Annotated in this window: 14 protein-coding genes; 9 read left to right on the plus strand and 5 right to left on the minus strand. The window is 74.2% G+C overall.

The window, feature by feature from the left end; genetic code table 11:
• The first annotated feature begins 120 nt into the window (after positions 1-120).
• From ACFU5J_RS08140 to ACFU5J_RS08155, 4 genes are read left to right on the plus strand one after another with little or no spacing between them, the layout of a single operon-like run.
• Positions 121-1332, plus strand: a complete 1212-nt coding sequence (locus ACFU5J_RS08140; RefSeq protein ID WP_430578385.1) for an MFS transporter — start codon at positions 121-123, stop codon at positions 1330-1332.
• Between the two features lie 58 nt (positions 1333-1390).
• A complete protein-coding gene (locus ACFU5J_RS08145) occupies positions 1391-2638 on the plus strand; it encodes an aspartate aminotransferase family protein (RefSeq protein ID WP_430578386.1) in 1248 nt (415 codons plus the stop codon).
• 26 nt (positions 2639-2664) lie between these two features.
• Positions 2665-3915: an ectoine hydrolase gene (gene doeA, locus ACFU5J_RS08150; protein WP_430576239.1), complete on the plus strand. Its 1251-nt coding sequence runs from the start codon at positions 2665-2667 to the stop codon at positions 3913-3915.
• Positions 3909-5291, plus strand: a complete 1383-nt coding sequence (locus ACFU5J_RS08155; protein ID WP_430578387.1) for an aldehyde dehydrogenase family protein — start codon at positions 3909-3911, stop codon at positions 5289-5291. Before doeA ends, ACFU5J_RS08155 begins: the two co-directional genes overlap by 7 nt.
• Before the next feature lie 33 nt (positions 5292-5324).
• Here the strand turns inward: ACFU5J_RS08155 and ACFU5J_RS08160 are convergent, their stop codons facing one another.
• Positions 5325-7190, minus strand: coding sequence for a rhamnogalacturonan lyase (locus ACFU5J_RS08160; RefSeq protein WP_430578388.1), 1866 nt, complete (start codon positions 7188-7190; stop codon positions 5325-5327).
• A gap of 106 nt (positions 7191-7296) precedes the next feature.
• On the minus strand, positions 7297-8277 hold the full coding sequence (locus ACFU5J_RS08165; RefSeq protein WP_430578389.1) for a LacI family DNA-binding transcriptional regulator: 981 nt from the start codon (positions 8275-8277) through the stop codon (positions 7297-7299).
• 246 nt (positions 8278-8523) lie between these two features.
• On the opposite strand from ACFU5J_RS08165, the gene ACFU5J_RS08170 reads away from it, so the two are divergent.
• From ACFU5J_RS08170 to ACFU5J_RS08190, 5 genes are all read left to right on the plus strand, one after another.
• Entirely contained in the window at positions 8524-9834 is a 1311-nt protein-coding gene (locus tag ACFU5J_RS08170) for an ABC transporter substrate-binding protein (RefSeq protein WP_430578390.1), read from the plus strand.
• On the plus strand, positions 9831-10793 hold the full coding sequence (locus tag ACFU5J_RS08175; RefSeq protein WP_430578391.1) for a carbohydrate ABC transporter permease: 963 nt from the start codon (positions 9831-9833) through the stop codon (positions 10791-10793). Before ACFU5J_RS08170 ends, ACFU5J_RS08175 begins: the two co-directional genes overlap by 4 nt.
• On the plus strand, positions 10790-11671 hold the full coding sequence (locus ACFU5J_RS08180) for a carbohydrate ABC transporter permease (RefSeq protein ID WP_430578392.1): 882 nt from the start codon (positions 10790-10792) through the stop codon (positions 11669-11671). The genes ACFU5J_RS08175 and ACFU5J_RS08180 overlap by 4 nt, the downstream gene beginning before the upstream one ends.
• The gene (locus ACFU5J_RS08185; RefSeq protein WP_430578393.1) at positions 11668-13512 is read left to right on the plus strand and encodes a glycoside hydrolase family 35 protein; all 1845 of its coding nucleotides are present in this window, start codon (positions 11668-11670) and stop codon (positions 13510-13512) included. The genes ACFU5J_RS08180 and ACFU5J_RS08185 overlap by 4 nt, the downstream gene beginning before the upstream one ends.
• 87 nt (positions 13513-13599) lie before the next feature.
• On the plus strand, positions 13600-17610 hold the full coding sequence (locus tag ACFU5J_RS08190) for an endo-alpha-N-acetylgalactosaminidase family protein (RefSeq protein ID WP_430578394.1): 4011 nt from the start codon (positions 13600-13602) through the stop codon (positions 17608-17610).
• An 87-nt stretch (positions 17611-17697) separates the two neighbouring features.
• Here ACFU5J_RS08190 and ACFU5J_RS08195 read toward each other — a convergent pair whose 3' ends face one another.
• The 3 genes from ACFU5J_RS08195 to ACFU5J_RS08205 form a co-directional block, all read right to left on the minus strand.
• Positions 17698-18027 (minus strand): cupin, encoded by a 330-nt coding sequence (locus ACFU5J_RS08195; protein WP_430576230.1) that lies wholly within the window; start codon positions 18025-18027, stop codon positions 17698-17700.
• 110 nt (positions 18028-18137) lie between these two features.
• Positions 18138-18689, minus strand: a complete 552-nt coding sequence (locus tag ACFU5J_RS08200) for a hypothetical protein (RefSeq protein WP_430578395.1) — start codon at positions 18687-18689, stop codon at positions 18138-18140.
• A 58-nt stretch (positions 18690-18747) separates the two neighbouring features.
• Positions 18748-19542 (minus strand): HAD hydrolase family protein, encoded by a 795-nt coding sequence (locus ACFU5J_RS08205; RefSeq protein ID WP_430578396.1) that lies wholly within the window; start codon positions 19540-19542, stop codon positions 18748-18750.
• Positions 19543-19585: the final 43 nt, after the last annotated feature.

Raw genomic sequence — 19585 nt, forward strand, 5'->3', positions numbered from 1 at the left:
GTGACGCGCCGACCGGCCGGTCGGCGCGTCACCGACCCCGGCCCGGTCACCGGGCCAGGTCCAGGACCCCGGGCTGGGACGGCCGGCCGCCGTCGGGCGCCCGTGCGATAGGAATGGTGCGTGCCGTCCCCGCCCCTCTTCCCGTTCCGCAGCGTCGTCCTGGGGGCGTTCCTCCCCACCCTGGTGCTGGAGATCGGTATCGGCGCGCTGCTGCCGGTCGTCGCGGTGACCGCCACGGGCCGCGGCGCGACCCTCACCGTCGCGGGGTTGGTGGCCGCGCTGCTGCCGCTCGGCAAGATCGCCTTCGACCTGCCCGCGGGCGCGCTCGCGCAGCGGCTCGGGGACCGGACGGCGATGCTGCTCGCGGGGGGTGTCGCCGTCCTGGCGTTCAGCACCATCGCGCTCTCCTCGGCGCTCTGGGGGCTGGCCCTGGGCGTCCTCGCCCTCGGTGCGGCGAACGCGGTCTTCAACCTCGCGCGGCAGGCCTACCTCACGGAGATCACCCCGCCGCTGCGGCGCGCGCGGGTGCTGTCCACGCTCGCCGGCGTGCACCGCATCGGGCTCTTCCTCGGGCCGTTCGCGGGCGCCGCGACGATCGCCGCGACGTCGCTCCAGGGCGCGTTCTGGCTCGGCACCGGGTCCGCGCTGGTCGCGGTGGCCGTGCTCGCGCTGGTGCCGCCGGAGCCCCGGGCGGAGGCCCCGCTGCCGCGCGCGGGCGGCGGGCCACGGGTCTCCATCGCTGCCGTGGCCCGCGACCACCGCCAGCTGTTCGCGACGCTCGGCGTCGCCATCCTGCTGGTGAGCGCGGTGCGCGGCGCCCGGCAGACCGTCATCCCCCTGTGGGGCGAGCACCTGGGCCTCGACGCCGAGGTGACCTCCCTGATCTTCGGCGTCTCGGGCGCCCTGGACATGCTCCTGTTCTACCCGGCGGGCAAGGTGATGGACCGGTACGGGCGGCTGTGGGTGGCGGTGCCGTCCATGCTCACGATGGCGGTGGGCCTGGCCCTGCTGCCGTTCGCGCACACCGTCGCGGCCGTCACCGTCGTGGCGGCCGTGCTGGGCGTCGGCAACGGGATGGGGTCGGGCATCGTGATGACCCTCGGGGCCGACGTCGCGCCCGCGGCCGTGCGTCCCACGTTCCTCAGCGTGTGGCGGCTCTTCCAGGACACGGGGGACGCGCTGGGTCCGCTGCTCCTGTCGGCGGGGGCCGCGCTCGGCTCCCTCGCGGCGGGGGTGTGGGCCACCGCCGCCCTCGGCGGCGCCTCGGCCGCCGCCCTCGCGCGCTGGGTGCCGCGCTACTCGCCGCTCGCGAACCTCGTGCGCCGCCGCTAGGGCGACCCGTCGACCGGCCGCTGTTGCGCCCCACGCCGCGAGCAACTAGGTGTGGGAGATGGAGGTCTTCGAGAAGTGGGAATCCGAGATCCGCGGCTACAGCCGGACGTACCCCACGGTGTTCGCCTCGGCGTCGAACGCGCGCCAGGTGGACGAGGCCGGCCGTAGCTACGTCGACTTCTTCGCGGGGGCGGGCGTGCTCAACTTCGGGCACAACAACCCGCGGATGAAACGCGCCATGATCGCGTTCCTGGAGGCGGACGGCGTCGCGCACAGCCTCGACATGGCCACCACCACCAAGCGCGACTTCATCGAGGCGTTCGTCGGCACCGTGCTCGAGCCGCGCGTGATGACGGTGCGCCTGCAGTTCATGGGCCCCACCGGCAGCAACGCGGTGGAGGCGGCCCTCAAGCTCGCGCGGAAGGTGACCGGGCGTCGCGAGGTGGTCGCGTTCACGCACGGGTTCCACGGGATGACGCTGGGGTCGCTGGCGCTCACGGGGAACGAGTTCTTCCGGGCGGCGGCGGGGGTGCCGCTCGACAACGTGGTGCGGCTGCCGTTCGAGACCGCGCCGGGCGGCGGCCTGCGGTCGCTGGACGACTACCGGGCCCAGCTCGCCGACGTCTCCAGCGGCCTCGCCGCCCCGGCGGCGTTCGTCGTCGAGACGGTGCAGGCCGAGGGCGGGGTCAACGTGGCGAGCGTCGAGTGGCTCCGGGCCGTGCAGGAGCTGGCGCACGACGTCGGGGCGCTGTTCGTCATCGACGAGATCCAGGTGGGCTGCGGCCGCACGGGCAGCTACTTCAGCTTCGACGGGATGGGCCTGGACCCGGACATCGTCTGCCTGGCCAAGGGCATCGGCGGGTACGGCACGCCCCTGGCGATGAACCTCGTGCGGCCCGAGCACGACGCGCACTGGCTGCCGGGGGAGCACACCGGCACCTTCCGCGGGCAGGGGCTGTCGTTCGTGGCGGGGCGCGAGGCGCTCACCTACTTCGAGGACGACGCCCTCATGACCGAGGTCCGGGCGAAGGGCGAGCGGATGGCGGACGCGCTGCGGTCCCTCGCGCAGGACGCCGAGGGCCGCGGCTTCGCCGTCCGGGGGCGCGGCATGATCCAGGGCCTCGACCTGGGCGACGGCGCCCTGGCGAAGGCGGTCGTCGCGGACTGCTTCGACCACGGCCTGCTCGTCGGCGCGTGCGGCAGCGGCGGCCGCGTGCTCAAGCTCATCCCGCCGCTGACGATCCCCGACGACGACCTGGCGGAGGGGCTGGAGATCCTCGGCGCGGCGGTGCGCAGCGCCACCTGACACCACCCGACTGGCAGGAGGCCGGTATGCGGCAGCGCGACGACATGACGTTCCCGTTCGAGGAGTACGAGCGCCGCCTCGGCGACCTGCGCCGCCGCATGGCGGACCGCATGCTCGACGCGGTGGTCATCACCGACCCCGAGAACCTCATGTACCTCACCGACTACCAGACCACGGGGTACTCGTTCTTCCAGGCCCTGGTCGTGCCGCTCGAGGACGAGCCGTTCATGATCACGCGCAGCATGGAGGAGTCCAACGTGCACGCCCGCACGTGGGTGGACCTCACCCGGCCGTACCCGGACACGGGCGACGCGATCCAGAGCCTGGTGCAGTCGCTGCGCGAGTTCGGCCTGCACACCGGCGACGTGGGCTACGAGCGCAACAGCTACTACTTCCCGGCCTACCACCAGGACTACGTGCACTCGGCGTTCACGGAGGGTCGCCTGCTCGACTGCTTCGGCATCGTCGAGGAGGGGCGCATCGTCAAGTCGCCGGCCGAGATCGACGTGATGCGCCGGGCCGCCCGGGCCACCGAGGTCGGGATGGCGGCGGGCCTCGCGGCGTGCGCGGCGGGCGTGACGGAGAACGACGTCGCCGCGGAGATCAGCGCCGCCATGTTCCGCTCGGGCGGGGAGTTCCCGGCCGTGATGCCGTACGTCGCGTCGGGGCCGCGGAGCATGATCGGCCACGCGACGTGGGAGGGGCGCACGGTGCGCCCCGGCGAGCACGTGTTCCTCGAGGTGGGCGGCTGCTTCCGCCGCTACCACACCGCGATGATGCGCACGGTGGTGCTCGACGACCTCTCGCGGAGCCTGCTCGTGGCGCAGGAGCGGATGAAGCTGGCGCTCGCGGAGGTGGAGGCCGCCATCCGGCCCGGGCTCACGGTGTCCGACGCCGACAACATCGTGCGCAACATCATCTCCGACAACGGCGTCGGGGCCCGGCTGGTGACCCGCTCGGGGTACTCGATCGGCATCGCCTTCCCGCCCAGCTGGGACGAGGGGTACATCGTGAGCCTCAACCAGGGCGACCCGCGCGTGCTGCGCGAGGGGATGACGTTCCACATCATCCCGTGGATGTGGGGCGTCGACGGCGACAAGACCGTCGGCATCTCCGACACGGTGCACGTCACGGCCGACGGGTGCGAGTCGTTCTTCACGCTCGACCAGGACTTCACCTGCAAGCCCGAGCACGCCGCCGCGCGGGTCGACGGCGAGCCCCTCGCGCTCGTCCCCGACGCCGCGGAGGCCGCGGAGAAGGAGGAGGACGCATGCTGACCGCGACCGACCCGAGCACGGGGCAGGTGGTCCGCGAGGTGCCGGCCGCGACGCCGGGGGAGGTGGACGCCGCCCTCGCCGCCGCCCAGGCCGCGCGCGCGGCCTGGCGCGGGCGGGGCCTGGACGGCCGGGCCGCGGTGCTGCGCGCGGTCGCCGCCGACCTGCGCGCCCGCGCCGACGAGCTGGCCCCGCTGATGACGCAGGAGATGGGCAAGCCGGCCACGGAGGCGCTCGGCGAGGTGGAGAAGGCGGCCTGGTGCGCCGAGCACTACGCCGAGCACGCCGCGGCCTACCTCGCGCCGCAGGACATCGCGTCGGACGCCACGCACAGCTACGTGCAGCACCTGCCGCTCGGCACGGTGCTGGGGATCCTGCCCTGGAACGCCCCGTTCTGGCTCGCCCTGCGGTTCGCCGCGCCCGCGCTCATGGCCGGCAACACGGGGGTGCTCAAGCACGACCCGCACGTGCCCGGCTGCGCGGCGGCGATCGGCGACGTCTTCGCGCGGGCGCTGGCCGAGTCCGGCGCGCCCGACGGCGTCTTCGCGAACCTGCCGCTGGAGACCTCCGACGTCGCCGCCGTGATCCGCGACCCGCGCGTGCAGGCCGTGTCGTTCACCGGGTCGTCGCGCGGCGGCGCCGCCGTGGCGAGCGTGGCCGCGGCCGAGATCAAGCCCGCGGTGCTGGAGCTCGGCGGGTCCGACCCGTGCGTCGTGCTGGCCGACGCCGACCTCGACGCGGCCGCCGACACGATCGCGCTGTCCCGGGTCATCAACGCGGGGCAGTCCTGCATCGCCGCCAAGCGGGTGATCGTCGAGGAGCCGGTGCACGACGCCCTCGTGCGGCGCCTGCGCGACCGCCTCGCCGCGCTGCGCGTGGGCGACCCCCGCGACCCGGCCACGCAGGTGGGGCCGATCGCGCGCGAGGACCTGCGCGCCACCCTGCACCGGCAGGTCACCGAGACGGTGGCGGCGGGCGCCCGGCTGCTGCTCGGCGGCGAGCTGCCCGACGGTCCGGGCTGGTTCTACCCGCCCACGCTGCTCGACGACGTGACCCCGGACATGACCGCGGCCTGCGAGGAGACCTTCGGCCCGGTCGCCGCGGTGGTCCGCGCCGACGACGCGGACGCGGCGCTCGCGGCCGCCAACGCCACCGAGTACGGCCTCGCGGCGAGCGTGTGGAGCACCCCGGAGCGCGGCGAGCAGCTGGCCCGCGGGATCGCCGCCGGGCAGGTCGCGGTGAACGGCATCGTCAAGACCGACCCGCGCCTGCCCAGCGGCGGCGTGAAGCGCTCCGGCTACGGGCGGGAGCTGGGCCCGCACGGCATCAGGGAGTTCGTCAACGTGCAGCAGGTGTGGGTCGGCCCGCGCCGGGGCTGACGCCCGACGCGGGCCGGCCGTCGTCCGCCGTGGTCAGCGCACCGTCGCGAAGCTCGGGTGCGGCGGCTGGTTGTAGGCGGTGTTCTGCCACGCCACGGCCAGCCGGTACTGGCGGTCGGCCATGAGGGTGGGGTGCGCGATGGTGGTCGGGATGCCCGTGGTGTAGATCCGCAGCGCGCTGGAGTCGGTGGTGCGCCAGACGACCTCCTCGCGCCAGTCGCCGAGGATGTCGGCCTGGAGCGCGGGCGTCGCCTTCGTGCCGTTGTTGGAGGCGACGCCGGAGCCCGTGAGCAGGCGGGTGTCGCCGCTCGTGCCGTACTTGTCGATGTGCGTGTCGTCCAGCAGCTCGCGCTGGCCGTCGCCGTCCCACCAGACGACGAAGTTGGTGGATCCCGGCTTGCGGCCCACCTCGGAGCCGTCGGTCGCGCTGCGCAGGCCGGACACCTGGGAGGACCACACCTCGGCGCCGGGGTTGTCGGCCGTGATGTCCGCGGCCACGCCGCGCCCGTTGTCGGCCCCCGCGGCCGGCGCGCTGGACAGGATCCGCCCGGTCGCGGCGTCCGCCACCCAGTGTGCCGGGTCGGTGCCGGACTCGGACGGCTTGAAGACCTCCAGGCCCGGGTTCGAGGGGACGAGGTCGCTCACGTGGTACGCGTCGCCGTGGTGCGTGCCGTTCTGCCACAGGCCGCTGCCGTCGTCGTCGATCGCCATCGAGCCGTAGAGGATCTCGTCGCGGCCGTCGGCGTCGACGTCCGCGATCGACAGCTGGTGGTTGCCGCGTCCGGTCCAGTCGGGACCGTTGGTGGACGAGCCCGAGTCGAACGTCCAGCGCCGCGTGAGGGCGCCGTCGCGGAAGTCCCAGGCGGCGACGGCGGTCTTGGCGTAGTACCCGCGGCCCATGACGATGCTGGGCCGCGCGCCGTCGAGGTAGGCGGTGCCGGCGAGGAAGCGGTCCACCCGGTTGCCGTAGGTGTCGCCCCAGTCGCCGACCGCGCCGCGCGCCGGGCGGAAGTCCACCGTGTCGAGCTCGGCGCCGTCGGTGCCGCGGAAGACCGACAGGAACTCCGGCCCGCTGAGCACGTACCCGCTGGAGCTCCGGTGGTCCGCGGCGGCGTCGCCGATCACCTGGCCCGTGCCGGACACGGTGCCGTCGCCGGTCTTCACGGCGACCTCGGCCCGGCCGTCGCCGTCGTAGTCGTAGACCTGGAACTGCGTGTAGTGCGCGCCGGCCCGGACGTTCCGGCCGAGGTCGATGCGCCACAGGCGCGTGCCGTCCAGCTCGTACCCGTCGAGGTAGACGTTGCCCGTGACGCCCGACTGTGAGTTGTCCTTGGCGTTGCTGGGGTCCCACTTCAGGACGATCTCGTACTCGCCGTCGCCGTCCAGGTCGCCGACGGAGGCGTCGTTCGCGGAGTAGGTGTACCCGTCGCCGGCGGGCGGGACGTCGAGGGGGACGTCGAGCGAGCTCGCCTGCGCGCCCGCGACGGGCCGCAGGGTCAGGGACGTGCCCGCGACCGGGCCCTGCGCGGCGGCGCGGGCGGCGCCGTCGCCCACCCGGACGACGGCGTAGCGCGCGTCCGGGGGAGCGCCCTCGTCCAGGAACGTGGTGGCGCCGGTGGCGGGCGGGCCCGGGACGCGGACGCCGTCGCGGTAGACGTGGAACGCGGAGGCGTCACCGTCGGACGCGAGCAGGCGCCAGCTCACGCGGTTGCCGCCGTCGGTCGGCGTGCTGACGACGGCCCGGCCGCCGGGGACGGCGTCGTCCGGGGCGGTGGCGGCCGCCGCGGCGGCGGGGGCGGGGGCCTCGCCGCCCGCGGCGAGCGCGGGGCAGGCGAGGGCGAGCGCGCAGAGCGCGCCTACCGAGGCGGTGACGGTGGTCGTGCGGAGTGCCGGCAGCATCGTTGCTCCGATCCGGTTGAGACGATTCACATCGGTCGTCGCCGAGACTGCCAGCAACCGGTTGCCCGCCGCATCCCTGATCCCACGACGTGGGACGGCGCGGGTGTCAGCGCGCGGGCGCGGTGGAGGAGCGCACGACCAGCTCCGGGTGCACGACCTCGGGCTCGTGCACCGTGTCCGGGTCGGCGAGCAGCGCGAGGAGGTGCTCCACGGCCCGCCCGCCGACGTCGTGGAACGGCTGCCGCACCGTGGTCAGCGGCGGCGAGGCGTACGCCGCGAGGGCGATGTCGTCCATCCCGACGACCGACACGTCCTCGGGCACCCGCCGCCCCAGCTCGACGAGCGCGCGGACGGCGCCGAAGGCCATCTCGTCGCTGGCCACGAAGAGGGCGGTGACCTCGGGCATGCGCCCCACGAGCTCGCCGTTGCGGTGGCCGGACTCGGGCGACCAGTCGCCGTGCAGCACCGGCGGCACGGTGCGCCCCGCGTCCCCGAGCGCCTGGCGCCAGCCCGCCGTGCGCCCGATCGCGTCGTTCCAGGACTCGGGGCCGGCGATGTGCCAGACGGTCTGGTGGCCGAGGCCCAGCAGGTGCTCGGTCGCCAGCCGGCCCGCCTCGACCTGGTCCACCGCGACGACCTCCGTGGCCGACGAGCGCATGCCGTCCAGGACGACCGTGGGCAGGCCGCGGGTGAGGTCGCCGAGGGACGCGTCCTCGCGCACGGGCACGGCCATGAGGAGGCCGTCGACCCCCTGGTCGAGCAGCCGCGAGACGGCGTGCGCCACCGCCGGGGTGGACAGGGACGGCGTGGTCGCCGTGGAGACGAAGTAGCCCTCCGCGCGGGCGGCGGTCTGCGCGCCGAGCAGGATCGCCGACGTCGAGTAGTGGTCGGTCTCGTGCGTCACGACGCCCAGCGTGCGGCTGCGGCCGGTCACGAGCGCCCGGGCGAGACGGTTGCGGCGGTACCCGGTCTCCTCGACGGCGGCCATCACCTTCGCGCGCGTGGCGGCGTTGACGTGCGGGTGGTCGGACAGGACGCGGGAGACGGTCTGCGCCGAGACGCCGGCGATGCGCGCCACGTCGTTCATCGATGACGCCCGTGCCACGGCTCACCCCGGTCCCTCGTCGTGCGGCCCGTCCCGGCCCGCTGCGGGCTCGATGCTACCGCCCGTCGTGGTGACCATAACAAGGGAGTCGTGGTTCGGGAGGGAAGTGGCCATATACGGGGCCTTGACGACTGGTTGTTATGGATATCAGAACCGGCTATGGTGCTCGCATTCCTCGTGCGGCATCGGTGCCGCTCCTCGGTACACAGTGGTCAGAAGGAGTCAGAGATGAAGCGTTCGACGGCGAACGGGTCGGCGCGTGCGACAGGCGCGGCGTGCGTGGCCGCGGTGGCGGCGGTCAGCCTCGCGGCGTGCGCCGGCGGCGACACGGCGGGCGGTGCCGACGGCACGCCCACGACGATCGAGGTCTGGACCTGGGCGCAGGGCTACGACAAGGCCGCCGAGGCGTTCAACGCCGCGCACGACGACGTCCAGGTGAAGTTCACCGAGATCGAGCCGGGCAACAAGGGCGGCTACGACAAGATCCGCAACGCGGTGAAGGCCGGCGACGCCCCCTGCCTGGCGCAGGTCGGCTACGAGACCATGCCGAGCTTCGTCTCCGAGGGCAACCTGCTCGAGGTGACGGACATCGCCTCCAAGGACGCGGACGCCTACACCCCGGCCGGCTGGTCCGGCGTCACGGTCGGTGACCGCGTCTACGGCGCCCCGCAGGACCAGGGTCCGATGGTGCTCTTCTACAACAAGGACGTCTTCGCCGAGCACGGCGTCGACGTGCCCACCACGTGGGCCGAGTACCGGGCCGCGGGCGAGAAGCTCAAGAAGGCCGGCGTCGCGCTCACCGGGACGTACGAGGACTTCGACTACACCGGCTTCTCCTGGCAGGCGGGGGCGCCCTGGTACACGGTGGACGGCGGCACGTGGTCGATCACCAACGACTCGCCCGAGAACCAGGAGGTCGCGGACTACTGGCAGGGCCTGGTCGACGACGGCCTCGTCGGCGCCGGCATCTGGAGCGACGCGTGGGCGTCCGGCCTCTCCGACGGCAGCATCGCGACGATCGCAGGGGCCGCCTGGTTCAAGGGCATCCTCAAGGACTCGGCCGCGGCGGCCTCCGGCTCGTGGGCCGTGGCCCCGCTGCCCACGTGGGAGAAGGGCGACACCGCCACCGGCAACGTCGGCGGCAGCGCCACGGCCGTCCTCGCCGGCTGCGAGGACCCCGAGGCCGCGTGGGAGGTCGCGCACTTCATGTCCACCGACCCGACGGCGGTCGACGCGGTCATCGAGGCGGCCGGCACGCTGCCCGCCTCGGTCGAGGGCCTGAAGTCCGACCTGCTCACCCAGGGCGACGACTACTTCGGCGGCCAGGTCGTGGACGAGGTGTTCGTGGACGCGGCCGCGGACGTGGCCGAGGGGTGGCAGTGGGGCCCCGGCGTGTCCACGCTCATGGGCACCTTCGCCGCGGACATGAAGAAGGCCTACGCCGGCCAGGGCGACGCCACCGTCGCCGGCGCGCTGGCGAGCTCCAAGGCCGCCACGATCGACGAGCTCTCCCAGCAGGGCATCACGGTCGGCAAGTGACCGTGACCGCCACGATCTCCACGGAGCACCGCCCCGAGCGCGCCACCGCGCCCGGGGCGGTGCCCCCGCGGGCGCGCCGCCCGCGCTCCCGCACGTCCCGCGTCGCGCTGCGGTTCGTCGCGCCGTTCGTCGTCCTGTTCGCGGCGGTCTACGTCGCGCCCATCTGCTACGCCGTCTACCAGAGCCTGTTCCGCATCGAGCGGGACGCGCTCGGCCTGACGCCGCCCACCGAGGTCTTCGACCCGTGGTTCAACTACGCCGCCGCCCTGCACGACGCCGGGTTCGTCGCGTCGCTCGGCCGCGTGCTCCTGTTCGGCGTCGTGCAGGTGCCCGTGATGCTCGGCTTCGCGCTCGGCCTGGCGCTGCTGATCGACTCCGCCTCCGCGCGGGGCAAGGGGTTCTTCCGGCTGGCGAGCTTCGCGCCCTACGCGGTGCCGACCGTCGTGTCGGCGCTCATGTGGTCGTTCCTCTACTCGCCGACGGGCAGCCCCATCAACCAGCTGCTCGCCCCCACCGGCGTCACCGTGGACTTCCTCGGTACCGAGCTGACCCTGTGGTCCGTCGCCAACGTCGTCACCTGGGGCTGGACCGGCTACAACATGATCATCATCTACGCCGCGCTGCAGGGGATCCCGGGCGAGGTGCTCGAGGCCGCCAAGCTCGACGGCGCCTCCCCGTGGCGCATCGCCTGGCACGTCAAGGTGCCGCTGGTGCGGCCCGCCCTGCTGCTCACCGCGGTGTTCTCGATCATCGGGTCCGCCCAGCTCTACAACGAGCCGTTCGTGCTGTCGTCGAGCACCGGCACCATCGGCCCCAAGTTCACGCCGCTGATGGCCGCCCAGTCGTCGATCACCGCCGCGAACTACCCGTACGCCGCGGCGCAGTCGGTCATCCTCGCCGTGGGCGTGGCCGTGTTGTCCGTCCTCTTCTTCCGCCTCACCTCCCGGAGGTCCTCGTGAGCGCCCCGCGCACGGCCGTGCGGCCCCGACGCGACTCCGTCGAGACGACGCTGCGCAGCCGGGTGCTCGTCACCGGGGTGCTGGTGCTGACCAGCGCCTACTTCCTCCTCCCGCTGTGGTGGCTGCTCGTCGCGGCCACCAAGGACGCGGGCTACACGTTCGCGGGCAACCCGCTGTGGTTCAGCCACTTCGACCTGTTCGGCAACATCGCCGACCTGTTCGCCTACAAGAACGGCATCTTCGCGGCCTGGATGGGCAACGCCGCGCTCTACTCGATCGTGGGCGCCGGGATCGGGACCCTCGTGGCGGCGGCCACCGGGTACGCGGTCGCGAAGTTCGAGTTCCCCGGGCGCGGCGTCCTGTTCGCCGTCGTGCTGGGGGCGGTGCTGGTGCCGAAGGTGCTCTTCACGCTGCCGCTGTTCCTGATGTTCTCCCAGGTGGGGATCGTCAACACCTACCTCGCGGTGCTGCTGCCCAGCATCGTGAGCCCGTTCGGCGTCTACCTCGCGCGGGTCTTCGCCGCGCAGTCGGTGCCCGACGAGGTGGTGGAGGCCGCGCGCCTCGACGGCGCCGCCGAGGGCAAGATCTTCTTCGGGGTGAGCCTGCGCATGATGTCGCCCGCTCTCGTGACGATCTTCCTCTTCCAGTTCGTCGAGATCTGGAACAACTTCCTGCTGCCCTCGCAGGTGCTGATCGACGAGAACCTCAAGCCCGTCACGGTGGGGCTGGTCACGTGGAACGCCCTCGTGCAGTCCGGCCAGATCGAGCGGCACATGGTGATCATCGGCGCGTTCGTGGCCGTCGTGCCCCTGATCGTCGCCTTCCTGTCCCTGCAGCGGTTCTGGCGCTCGGGGCTGGCCACGGGGGCGCTCAAGTGACCGCCGGGCCCGCCCTGACCACCGACGGCGCGGTGCTGCTGAGGCACGGCGCGCCGCACCGGATGCTGTCGGGCTCCGTGCACTACTTCCGGGTGCACCCGGACCTGTGGCGCGACCGCCTGACCCGCGTGCGCGCGATGGGGCTCAACACCGTCGACACGTACGTGCCGTGGAACTGGCACGAGCCCGAGCCCGGCGGGTTCGACTTCGCCGGCGACCGCGACGTCGAGCGGTTCCTGCGCCTCGTGGGCGAGCTCGGCATGGACGCCGTCGTGCGCCCCGGCCCGTACATCTGCGCCGAGTGGTCCAACGGCGGCCTGCCCGCCTGGCTCACCGGCGCGCCCGGCATCGCGCTGCGCACGATCGACCCCCGCTTCACGGACGCCGTCGACCGGTGGTTCTCCGAGCTGCTGCCGCGGGTCGCCGCGCTGCAGGCCGGCCGCGGCGGCCCCGTGGTCGCCGTGCAGGTCGAGAACGAGTACGGCAGCTTCGGCGACGACCACGCGTACGTGTCCTGGGTGCGCGACGCGCTCGCGCGTCACGGCATCGACGAGCTCGTCTTCACGGCCGACGGCCCCACCCACCTCATGCAGGACGGCGGGTCCCTGCCCGGCGTGCTCGCCGCGGCCACCCTCGGCTCCCGGCCGGGGGAGGCGCGCGACCTCCTCGCCGGCCGCCGCGCGGACCCCGAGCCCTTCCTCGTCGCGGAGATGTGGAACGGCTGGTTCGACCACTGGGGCGAGGAGCACCACACGCGCGACCCGCACGACGCGGCGCGCACGGTCGGCGAGATCCTCGACCTGGGCGGCTCGGTGAGCCTCTACATGGCGCACGGCGGCTCGAACCCGGGCCTGTGGGCCGGCGCGAACCATGACGGCACCGTGCTGCAGCCCACCGTCACCAGCTACGACTCGGACGCGCCGGTGGCCGAGGACGGCACCGTGACGGCGAAGTTCTTCGCGATGCGGGACGTCGTCGCGCCGTACCGCTCGCCCCACGTGCCGCGGGACGACGACGAGGTGGCCCTCGCGCGGCCCGCGCGCCTGACCGCGCGCACCCTCCCGGCCCCGGCCCTGCGGCCGGCGTCGCGGGCCCTCGACGCGCTGGCAGGCCCGGGCGACCGCTCGCCGCGCCCGCGCACCTTCGAGCAGCTCGGCCTGGACGCGGGCCTGGTGGCCTACCGCGCCCGGACCCGGCTGCCCGCGGGGGAGTCGAGGGTCTCCGTGCTCGGCCTGCACGACCGGGCGACGGTGCTCGTCGACGGCGCGCCCGTGGGCGTGCTGGAGCGTGCGACCGCCGCGGACGGCGTCGTCGTCGCCGGGACGGGCGCGGAGGTGACCCTCGAGCTGCTGGTCGAGAACCTCGGGCGGGTCAACTACGGCCCGCGCCTCGGCGAGCCCAAGGGCATCGTCGGCGACGTCCTGGTCGACCGGCGCATCGTGCACGGCTGGTCGTCGCGGCCGGTCCCGCTCGCCGACGCCCGCCCGGACGCGCTCTGGGCGGCCGCTCCCGACGCCGGTACCGCCGCCGGCACCGAGGACACGACGCTCGGGCAGGACGGGCGGCCGGTGCTCGCGCGCACCGTCCTGGAGGTCGGCGAGCCCGCCGACGCCTTCCTCGCGCTGCCCGGCTGGGCCAAGGGGTTCGTCTGGGTGAACGACGTCCTCCTCGGCCGCTACTGGGAGGTCGGCCCGCAGCGCACCCTCTACGTCCCCGCGCCGCTGCTGCGCCACGGGGAGAACACGGTGACGGTGCTCGAGCAGCACCGCGCCGGCACGGCCCTCGAGCTGCTCCCCGGCCCCGACCTGGGCGCCGCGCAGGAGTACGTCGAGGAGTTCTGACCAGCAAGTTCTGACCAGCAAGTTCTGACCAGCACGGACCGCCTTGGCGGGTCGAGGACGACCCGCTCGAACGAAGGAGAGATCCGCATGGCACGACGCTCCCTCCCGCACCCTGTCCCACCCCGCGCCCTCCCACCCCGCGCGGCGCGCGGCGCCGTGGCGGTGGCCGCGGCGCTCGCGACCGGCTGCGCCGGGCTCGTGGCGGTCCCCGCGGCCGTCGCGACGACCACGGCGCCGACCACCGCGACGGCCGCCGCCACCGCGGCGGGCGACGCCGTCACGCTGCGCTCGGCCGCGCTCGACGTGCGGGTCGCCGACGACTTCCCCCGGGTGCTGCGCTACACCGACCGGTCGAGCGGCGCGACGATGCTCGGCAGCACCCGCCCGGTCACCTCGGTGACCATCGACGGCACCGCGCACGACGTGACGGTCGCCCGGACCGGCGGGACCGCCTCGTCCGCCACCTACCGGCTGACGTTCGCGGACCTGCCCGGCGTCCGGATCGACGCCGCGCTGAGCGTCGAGGGCCGCCAGGTCCGCTTCGCGGTGACGAAGATCGTCGACACGGCCGAGCACCGCGTCGGCGCGCTCGAGATCCCGGGGCACGACCTGCTCTCGGTCTCGTCGGCCGACACCGACCCGCGCGTCGCCACGGCGGTCATCTCGCCCGACCGCACCGCGAAGGGCGACACCTTCGCCTCGGTCACCCGCGGCACGGCGACCAACCCGGCGCCCGTCGGGTCCGCCTACGCGATCGTCAGCGCCAACGGCCTGGCGGCGTCGGTGGTGACGAACAGCGTGTACGACGAGGCGGCGGGCAAGGCCGCGCAGGAGCGCAACCGGCTGCAGCGGCAGGCGCGCGCCGACGGCGACGACGTCCGCGTCGGCGTCTGGAGCGGGGCCTGGACCTACCGGGCCAAGGGCTCGTCCGTCACGGAGGAGCTGCCGCACGCCACCGTCGTGCTCACCCCCGACGCCAACGACGACGGCGTCGTCGACTGGCAGGACGGCGCGATCGCCTACCGCGACGCCGCCCCGAAGGCGAAGGGTGCCGACCAGGTGCCCGACCGGGTCGTCACGCACATCCCGTTCAACTTCGCGTCGCAGGCCACCCACCCGTTCCTGCGGACGCTCGACGACGTCAAGCACATCTCGCTGGCCACGGACGGCCTCGGCCAGATGGCGCTGCTCAAGGGCTACGGGTCGGAGGGCCACGACTCGGCGCACCCCGACTACGGCGGCAACTACAACGAGCGCGCCGGCGGCCTGACGGACATGCGCAGGCTGCTGCGGTCCGGCGGCGACTGGAACGCCGACTTCGGGGTGCACATCAACGCCACCGAGTCGTACGCGGAGGCGAACGCGTTCTCCGAGGACCTCGTCGACCCGGGCGCCGAGGGCTGGAACTGGCTCGGCCAGTCGTACTACATCGACCAGCGCCGCGACATCACCAGCGGCGACCTGGCGTCGCGCATCGGCCAGCTCGCCGACGAGACCGGCGGCGACCTCGACCTGCTCTACGTGGACGTCTACTACAACTACGGGTGGCAGGCGCGCGCCCTGGCGGACGCCGCGAGGGCGAACGACTTCGAGCTCGCCTCGGAGTGGTCGGACAAGTTCGAGGCCGACTCGCTGTGGAGCCACTGGTCCGCGGACGAGAACTACGGCGGCGCCTCCAACAAGGGCCTGAACTCGCAGATCGTGCGCTTCATCCGCAACGGCGAGAAGGACACCTGGAACCCGCACCCCCTGCTGGGCAACGCCCGCATCGTGGAGTGGGAGGGCTGGACCGGGCAGGTCGACTGGAACGCCTTCACGAAGAACATCTGGTCGAACAACGTGACCACGAAGTTCCTCCAGCACCACGAGATCGAGCGCTGGACCGACGAGGAGATCGACTTCGCCGACGGGGTCTCGGCGCGCGGCACCAGCGCGGCGGACCGGGAGATCCGGGTCGGGGACGCCGTCGTCGCGCGCGGCGACACGTACCTGCTGCCGTGGAGCGCGGCCGACGCGCCCGGCGCCAAGGGCAAGGTGGCCAAGGGCGACAAGCTCTACCACTACAACCCCGCCGGCGGCTCCACCACGTGGGACCTGCCCGGCACCCTCGCCGACGCGTCGTCCCTCACCGTCTACCGGCTCACCGACACCGGCCGCGCGAAGGTCGGCGTCGTGAAGGTGCGCGACGGCCAGGTCACGGTCGACGCCGAGGCCGGGCAGCCGTACGTGCTCTACCCCGACGTGCCGGGCAACGGCTTCACCACCCCGACCGCGGGGAAGGTGGCGTGGGGCGAGGGCTCGCCCGTCGTGAACCCCGGCTTCGACGCCGCCGACCTGGCCGCCTACCGCACGTCGGGCGCCGTGACCCGCGAGCGGCTGAGCAACGGCCAGCACGTGGCGCAGCTCGGCGCGGGCAAGGCCTCGCTGGCGCAGCGCACCGCCGAGCTGCGGCCCGGCACCTACGCCGCCAGCGCGTGGGTGGAGGTGCAGCCGGGCGCGTCCCGGCCGACGACGCTCGAGGTCACCGGCCCCGGCCGGTCGGTCGAGGGCGCGTCGGTGACCGTCGACCGGTCGACCGCCCGCAACGAGGTGGCCGCCGACGACAAGCACAGCCGGTACTACCAGCGCGTGCAGGTCGTGTTCGACGTCAAGGAGGCCACCCGGCCCACCCTCACCGTCCGCGCGGGCGCGGGCGACGCCGTGGTGCGGCTCGACGACCTGCGGGTCGTCGCGACGGACCGGACGACGGCGCCGGCCGACCTGCGCACGGACGGCGCGGACGTCGTCGCGTTCGACGACTTCGAGTCCGTGCCCCAGGGCTGGGGCCCGTTCGTCAAGGGTGACGCCGGCGGCGTCACCGACCCGCGCACCCATCTCGCGTCGAAGCACGCGCCGTACACGCAGGCCGGCTGGAACGGCAAGCTCGTGGACGACGTCCTCGGCGACGCCTGGTCGCTCAAGGCGCACGAGGAGAACCAGGGCCTCGTGTACCGCACGACCCCCGCGACCGTCGACCTCGAGCCGGGGCACCGCTACCGCGTGAGCTTCGACTACCAGTCCGGGCGCGGCGGGTACTACCAGTGGGTCACCGGGTACGACTCCGTGGCCTCCGGGAAGCCCGTGTCGGTGGAGACCGGCGCGACGGCGATCGGCGAGCAGCGCAGCACGAAGCGGTTCAGCCAGGAGGTCGTGGGCTCCGCCTGCGGCGACACCTGGGTGGGGCTGCGCAAGGCCGTCGGCGGCGGGGACCAGGCCGACCTGGTCCTCGACGACTTCCTGGTCGAGGACCTCGGCACGGCCGACGAGGTCCCGGCGTGCGCGTCGCTCGAGGTGGACGCCGAGAGGTCCGCCCTCGAGCCCGACGTGGCGAACACCGTGACCACCACGCTCAGCGTCTTCGAGCCGACCGACGTCGCCGACGTCGAGGTCGCCCTCGACGTGCCCGACGGCTGGGACGTCGAGGCGACCGACGCCACCACGGCGGGGACGCTGCCGAGCGGCGGCGAGCTCGTCACCACCTGGAAGGTCACGCCGCGGGGCGACGTCACCACCGACGCCTACCCGCTGACCGCCACCGCGACGTACACGACCACGGCCGACCCGGTCGGGCCGCGGACCGTCGAGGCGAGCAGCGACGTGCACGTGGTCGTGCCGCCGGCCGCGGGCGACCACTGGGCCAGCGACCTGCCGTTCGTCTCCGAGTCGAACGGGTGGGGGCCGGTCGAGCGCGACCTGTCGAACGGCGAGCAGGGGTCGGGCGACGGGTCGCCCCTCACCCTGCGGGGGACGGTGTACCCCAAGGGCATCGGCGCGCACGCGCCGTCGACGGTCCGGCTGTTCCTCGGCGAGCGGTGCGAGTCGTTCACCGCGACCGTCGGGGTGGACGACGTCCAGACCCGTGGGTCGGTCGCCTTCCAGGTGCTCGGCGACGGCGCGTCGCTGGCCACCACGCCCGTGCTGCGCGGCCGGGGGGAGACCGTCGACCTGGCGGTCGACGTCACCGGCGTGCGCTACCTCGACCTCGTCGTGACCGACGGCGGGGACGGCAACGGCAACGACCACGCCGACTGGGCGGGCGCGAAGCTCGGCTGCGGCTGACGCTCGCGGGCCGCTCACGGGCGGGGTCCGGCGCTCCCACGAGGGGCGCCGGGCCCCGCCCGCCGTCGTCCGGTCGGGGTCGTGACGTCAGGGCTTCGGGATGCTCGTCACCGTGGTCAGGAGGAACACCGAGTCCTCCAGCGCGCGCACGGCGTGGCGCTCGTGGGTCAGCACCCGCAGCTGGCCGGCGCGCACCTCCTCGTCGCCCTCCAGCGCCGTGACGCGCAGGCGCCCGTGCAGCACGAGGACGGACGCCGCCGGCGGCGAGTTGTGCTCGCCGAGCTCCATGCCCTCCAGCAGGGCCAGCACGGTCTGGCGCAGCGGACCGTCGTGCACGACGATCTCGGCGCTGCGGCCGTGCTCGGCGGCGCGGGCCTTGTCGAGGTGCGTCGCGGTGAGGGCGTCCAGGTCGGCCATCGGGGGCTCCATCCGTCGGGCGGCTCGCGGTGCGGGCCGCGTCGACGAGGCCCGCCGACCTCACCGTACCCGGGGGCGCGGGCGGGGCTCGCCCGGTGGGCGCACGGCGCTCAGCCGAGGCCCGTCCAGACGACGTCGGCGATCATGTCCCCGGCCCCGTCGCCGCCGGCGAAGAGGCTCAGCCGGTGCTCCCCGGGCGGGCCGTCGACGCGGACGTGCCACCAGCCGTCGCCGAGGCGCTCGGTCGCCGCCTCGACCTCGGTGGCGGTGCTCCCGTCGGGCTCGACCACGTCGGCGAGGTCCGCGGGGACCTCGGTCACGGTCAGCTCGGCGTCGCCGTCGAGCGGGACGTGCACGAACAGCTCGGAGACGTCGCCCACGGACGGCGGGTGGTCGTCGAACCCGTCGGCGCAGCCCTGGTCGGCGCAGAACGTGAACGGGTAGAGCAGCAGCGCCCGGTCGTCGTACCGCACCTCGTACGGGCGGGGCTGCTCGATCCCCTCGGCGTCGGGGGGCCACAGGCCGTGCGTCGCCGTCGCGGTGGGGGACGGGACCCCCGGCGGTGGGCCGGCCGCCCCGGCCGGCGCGCACGCCGCGAGCCCGCCGGTCAGCGCGGCGGACAGTGCGGCGAGCGCCAGGGCGCGCGGTGCGGTGCTCCTCATGCCCTTCCCGTGTCGCGGGGCGGCGCCGGCTTGCAGCTCCGGGCCGACGGGCCTCCGGTCAGCCGCGGGCGGGGACCATCCCGAGCCGGGCGAACGCCTCGGCGACGCCGCCGCCGGCCGGGCCGGGCACGACGAGGTCGGCCTCGGCGAGCACGGCGGGCGGCGCGCCCTCGACGGCGACCGCGGTGCCCGCGTAGGCGAGCATCTCGACGTCGTTGTACCCGTCGCCGATCCCGACCACCTGCGCGGGCGTGATGCCCAGGTGCTCCACGACGGCCGCCATCCCGACGGCCTTGTGCACGCCGGCCAGGTGGATCTCGCCGGCGTTGTCGCCCGTGTTCGCGTACGAGGACGGGAGGATGCCGACCTCCGGGCCCAGCTCCTCGCGCAGCGCCGCGATGGGCACGCGGGAGTCGAAGTAGCTGATCTTGGCGTAGCGGACGCCGGCGAGGTCGCCGGGCATCCGCAGCACGTCGAGGATCTCGTGGGGCGCCGCGTCGCCGCGGACGCCGAGCCGGGCGTCGAGCCCCACCGGGCCGTAGACGGCGTCGGGGGTCTCCAGCAGGTAGGCGACGTCGTGCGCGTCGAGCACGTGCCGCACGCGGTCGGCCAGGTCCTCGGGGAAGCGAAGGTCGGAGACGACCTCACCGTCGAGCCGGACGAACGCGCCGGCGGCCGCGACCACGCCGTCGAACCCTGCCGCCAGCAGCGACGGCGGGAGCATCGACTCGGGCCGGCCCGTGCACAGCAGCACGCGGTGCCCCGCGCTCCGGGCCGCGCGGACCGCCTCCGCGTGGACCTCCGGCACGGAGCCGTGGTCGGCGTACGTGCCGTCCACGTCCAGGAACGCCACCCGCGCCCCGTCATTCATCGAACCCGACACGTGGGCAGACCTC

Origin of the sequence: Isoptericola sp. NPDC057559 (assembly GCF_042801555.1) — a bacterium.
Taxonomy (GTDB): Bacteria; Actinomycetota; Actinomycetes; order Actinomycetales; family Cellulomonadaceae; genus Isoptericola.

Coding starts and splice junctions, on each gene's coding strand:
- ACFU5J_RS08145 (WP_430578386.1), top strand. CDS start 1,391: ATGGAGGTCTTCGAGAAGTGGGAATCCGAGATCCGCGGCTACAGCCGG.
- doeA (WP_430576239.1), top strand. CDS start 2,665: ATGCGGCAGCGCGACGACATGACGTTCCCGTTCGAGGAGTACGAGCGC.
- ACFU5J_RS08155 (WP_430578387.1), top strand. CDS start 3,909: ATGCTGACCGCGACCGACCCGAGCACGGGGCAGGTGGTCCGCGAGGTG.
- ACFU5J_RS08160 (WP_430578388.1), bottom strand. CDS start 7,190: ATGCTGCCGGCACTCCGCACGACCACCGTCACCGCCTCGGTAGGCGCG.
- ACFU5J_RS08165 (WP_430578389.1), bottom strand. CDS start 8,277: ATGAACGACGTGGCGCGCATCGCCGGCGTCTCGGCGCAGACCGTCTCC.
- ACFU5J_RS08170 (WP_430578390.1), top strand. CDS start 8,524: ATGAAGCGTTCGACGGCGAACGGGTCGGCGCGTGCGACAGGCGCGGCG.
- ACFU5J_RS08190 (WP_430578394.1), top strand. CDS start 13,600: ATGGCACGACGCTCCCTCCCGCACCCTGTCCCACCCCGCGCCCTCCCA.
- ACFU5J_RS08195 (WP_430576230.1), bottom strand. CDS start 18,027: ATGGCCGACCTGGACGCCCTCACCGCGACGCACCTCGACAAGGCCCGC.
- ACFU5J_RS08200 (WP_430578395.1), bottom strand. CDS start 18,689: ATGAGGAGCACCGCACCGCGCGCCCTGGCGCTCGCCGCACTGTCCGCC.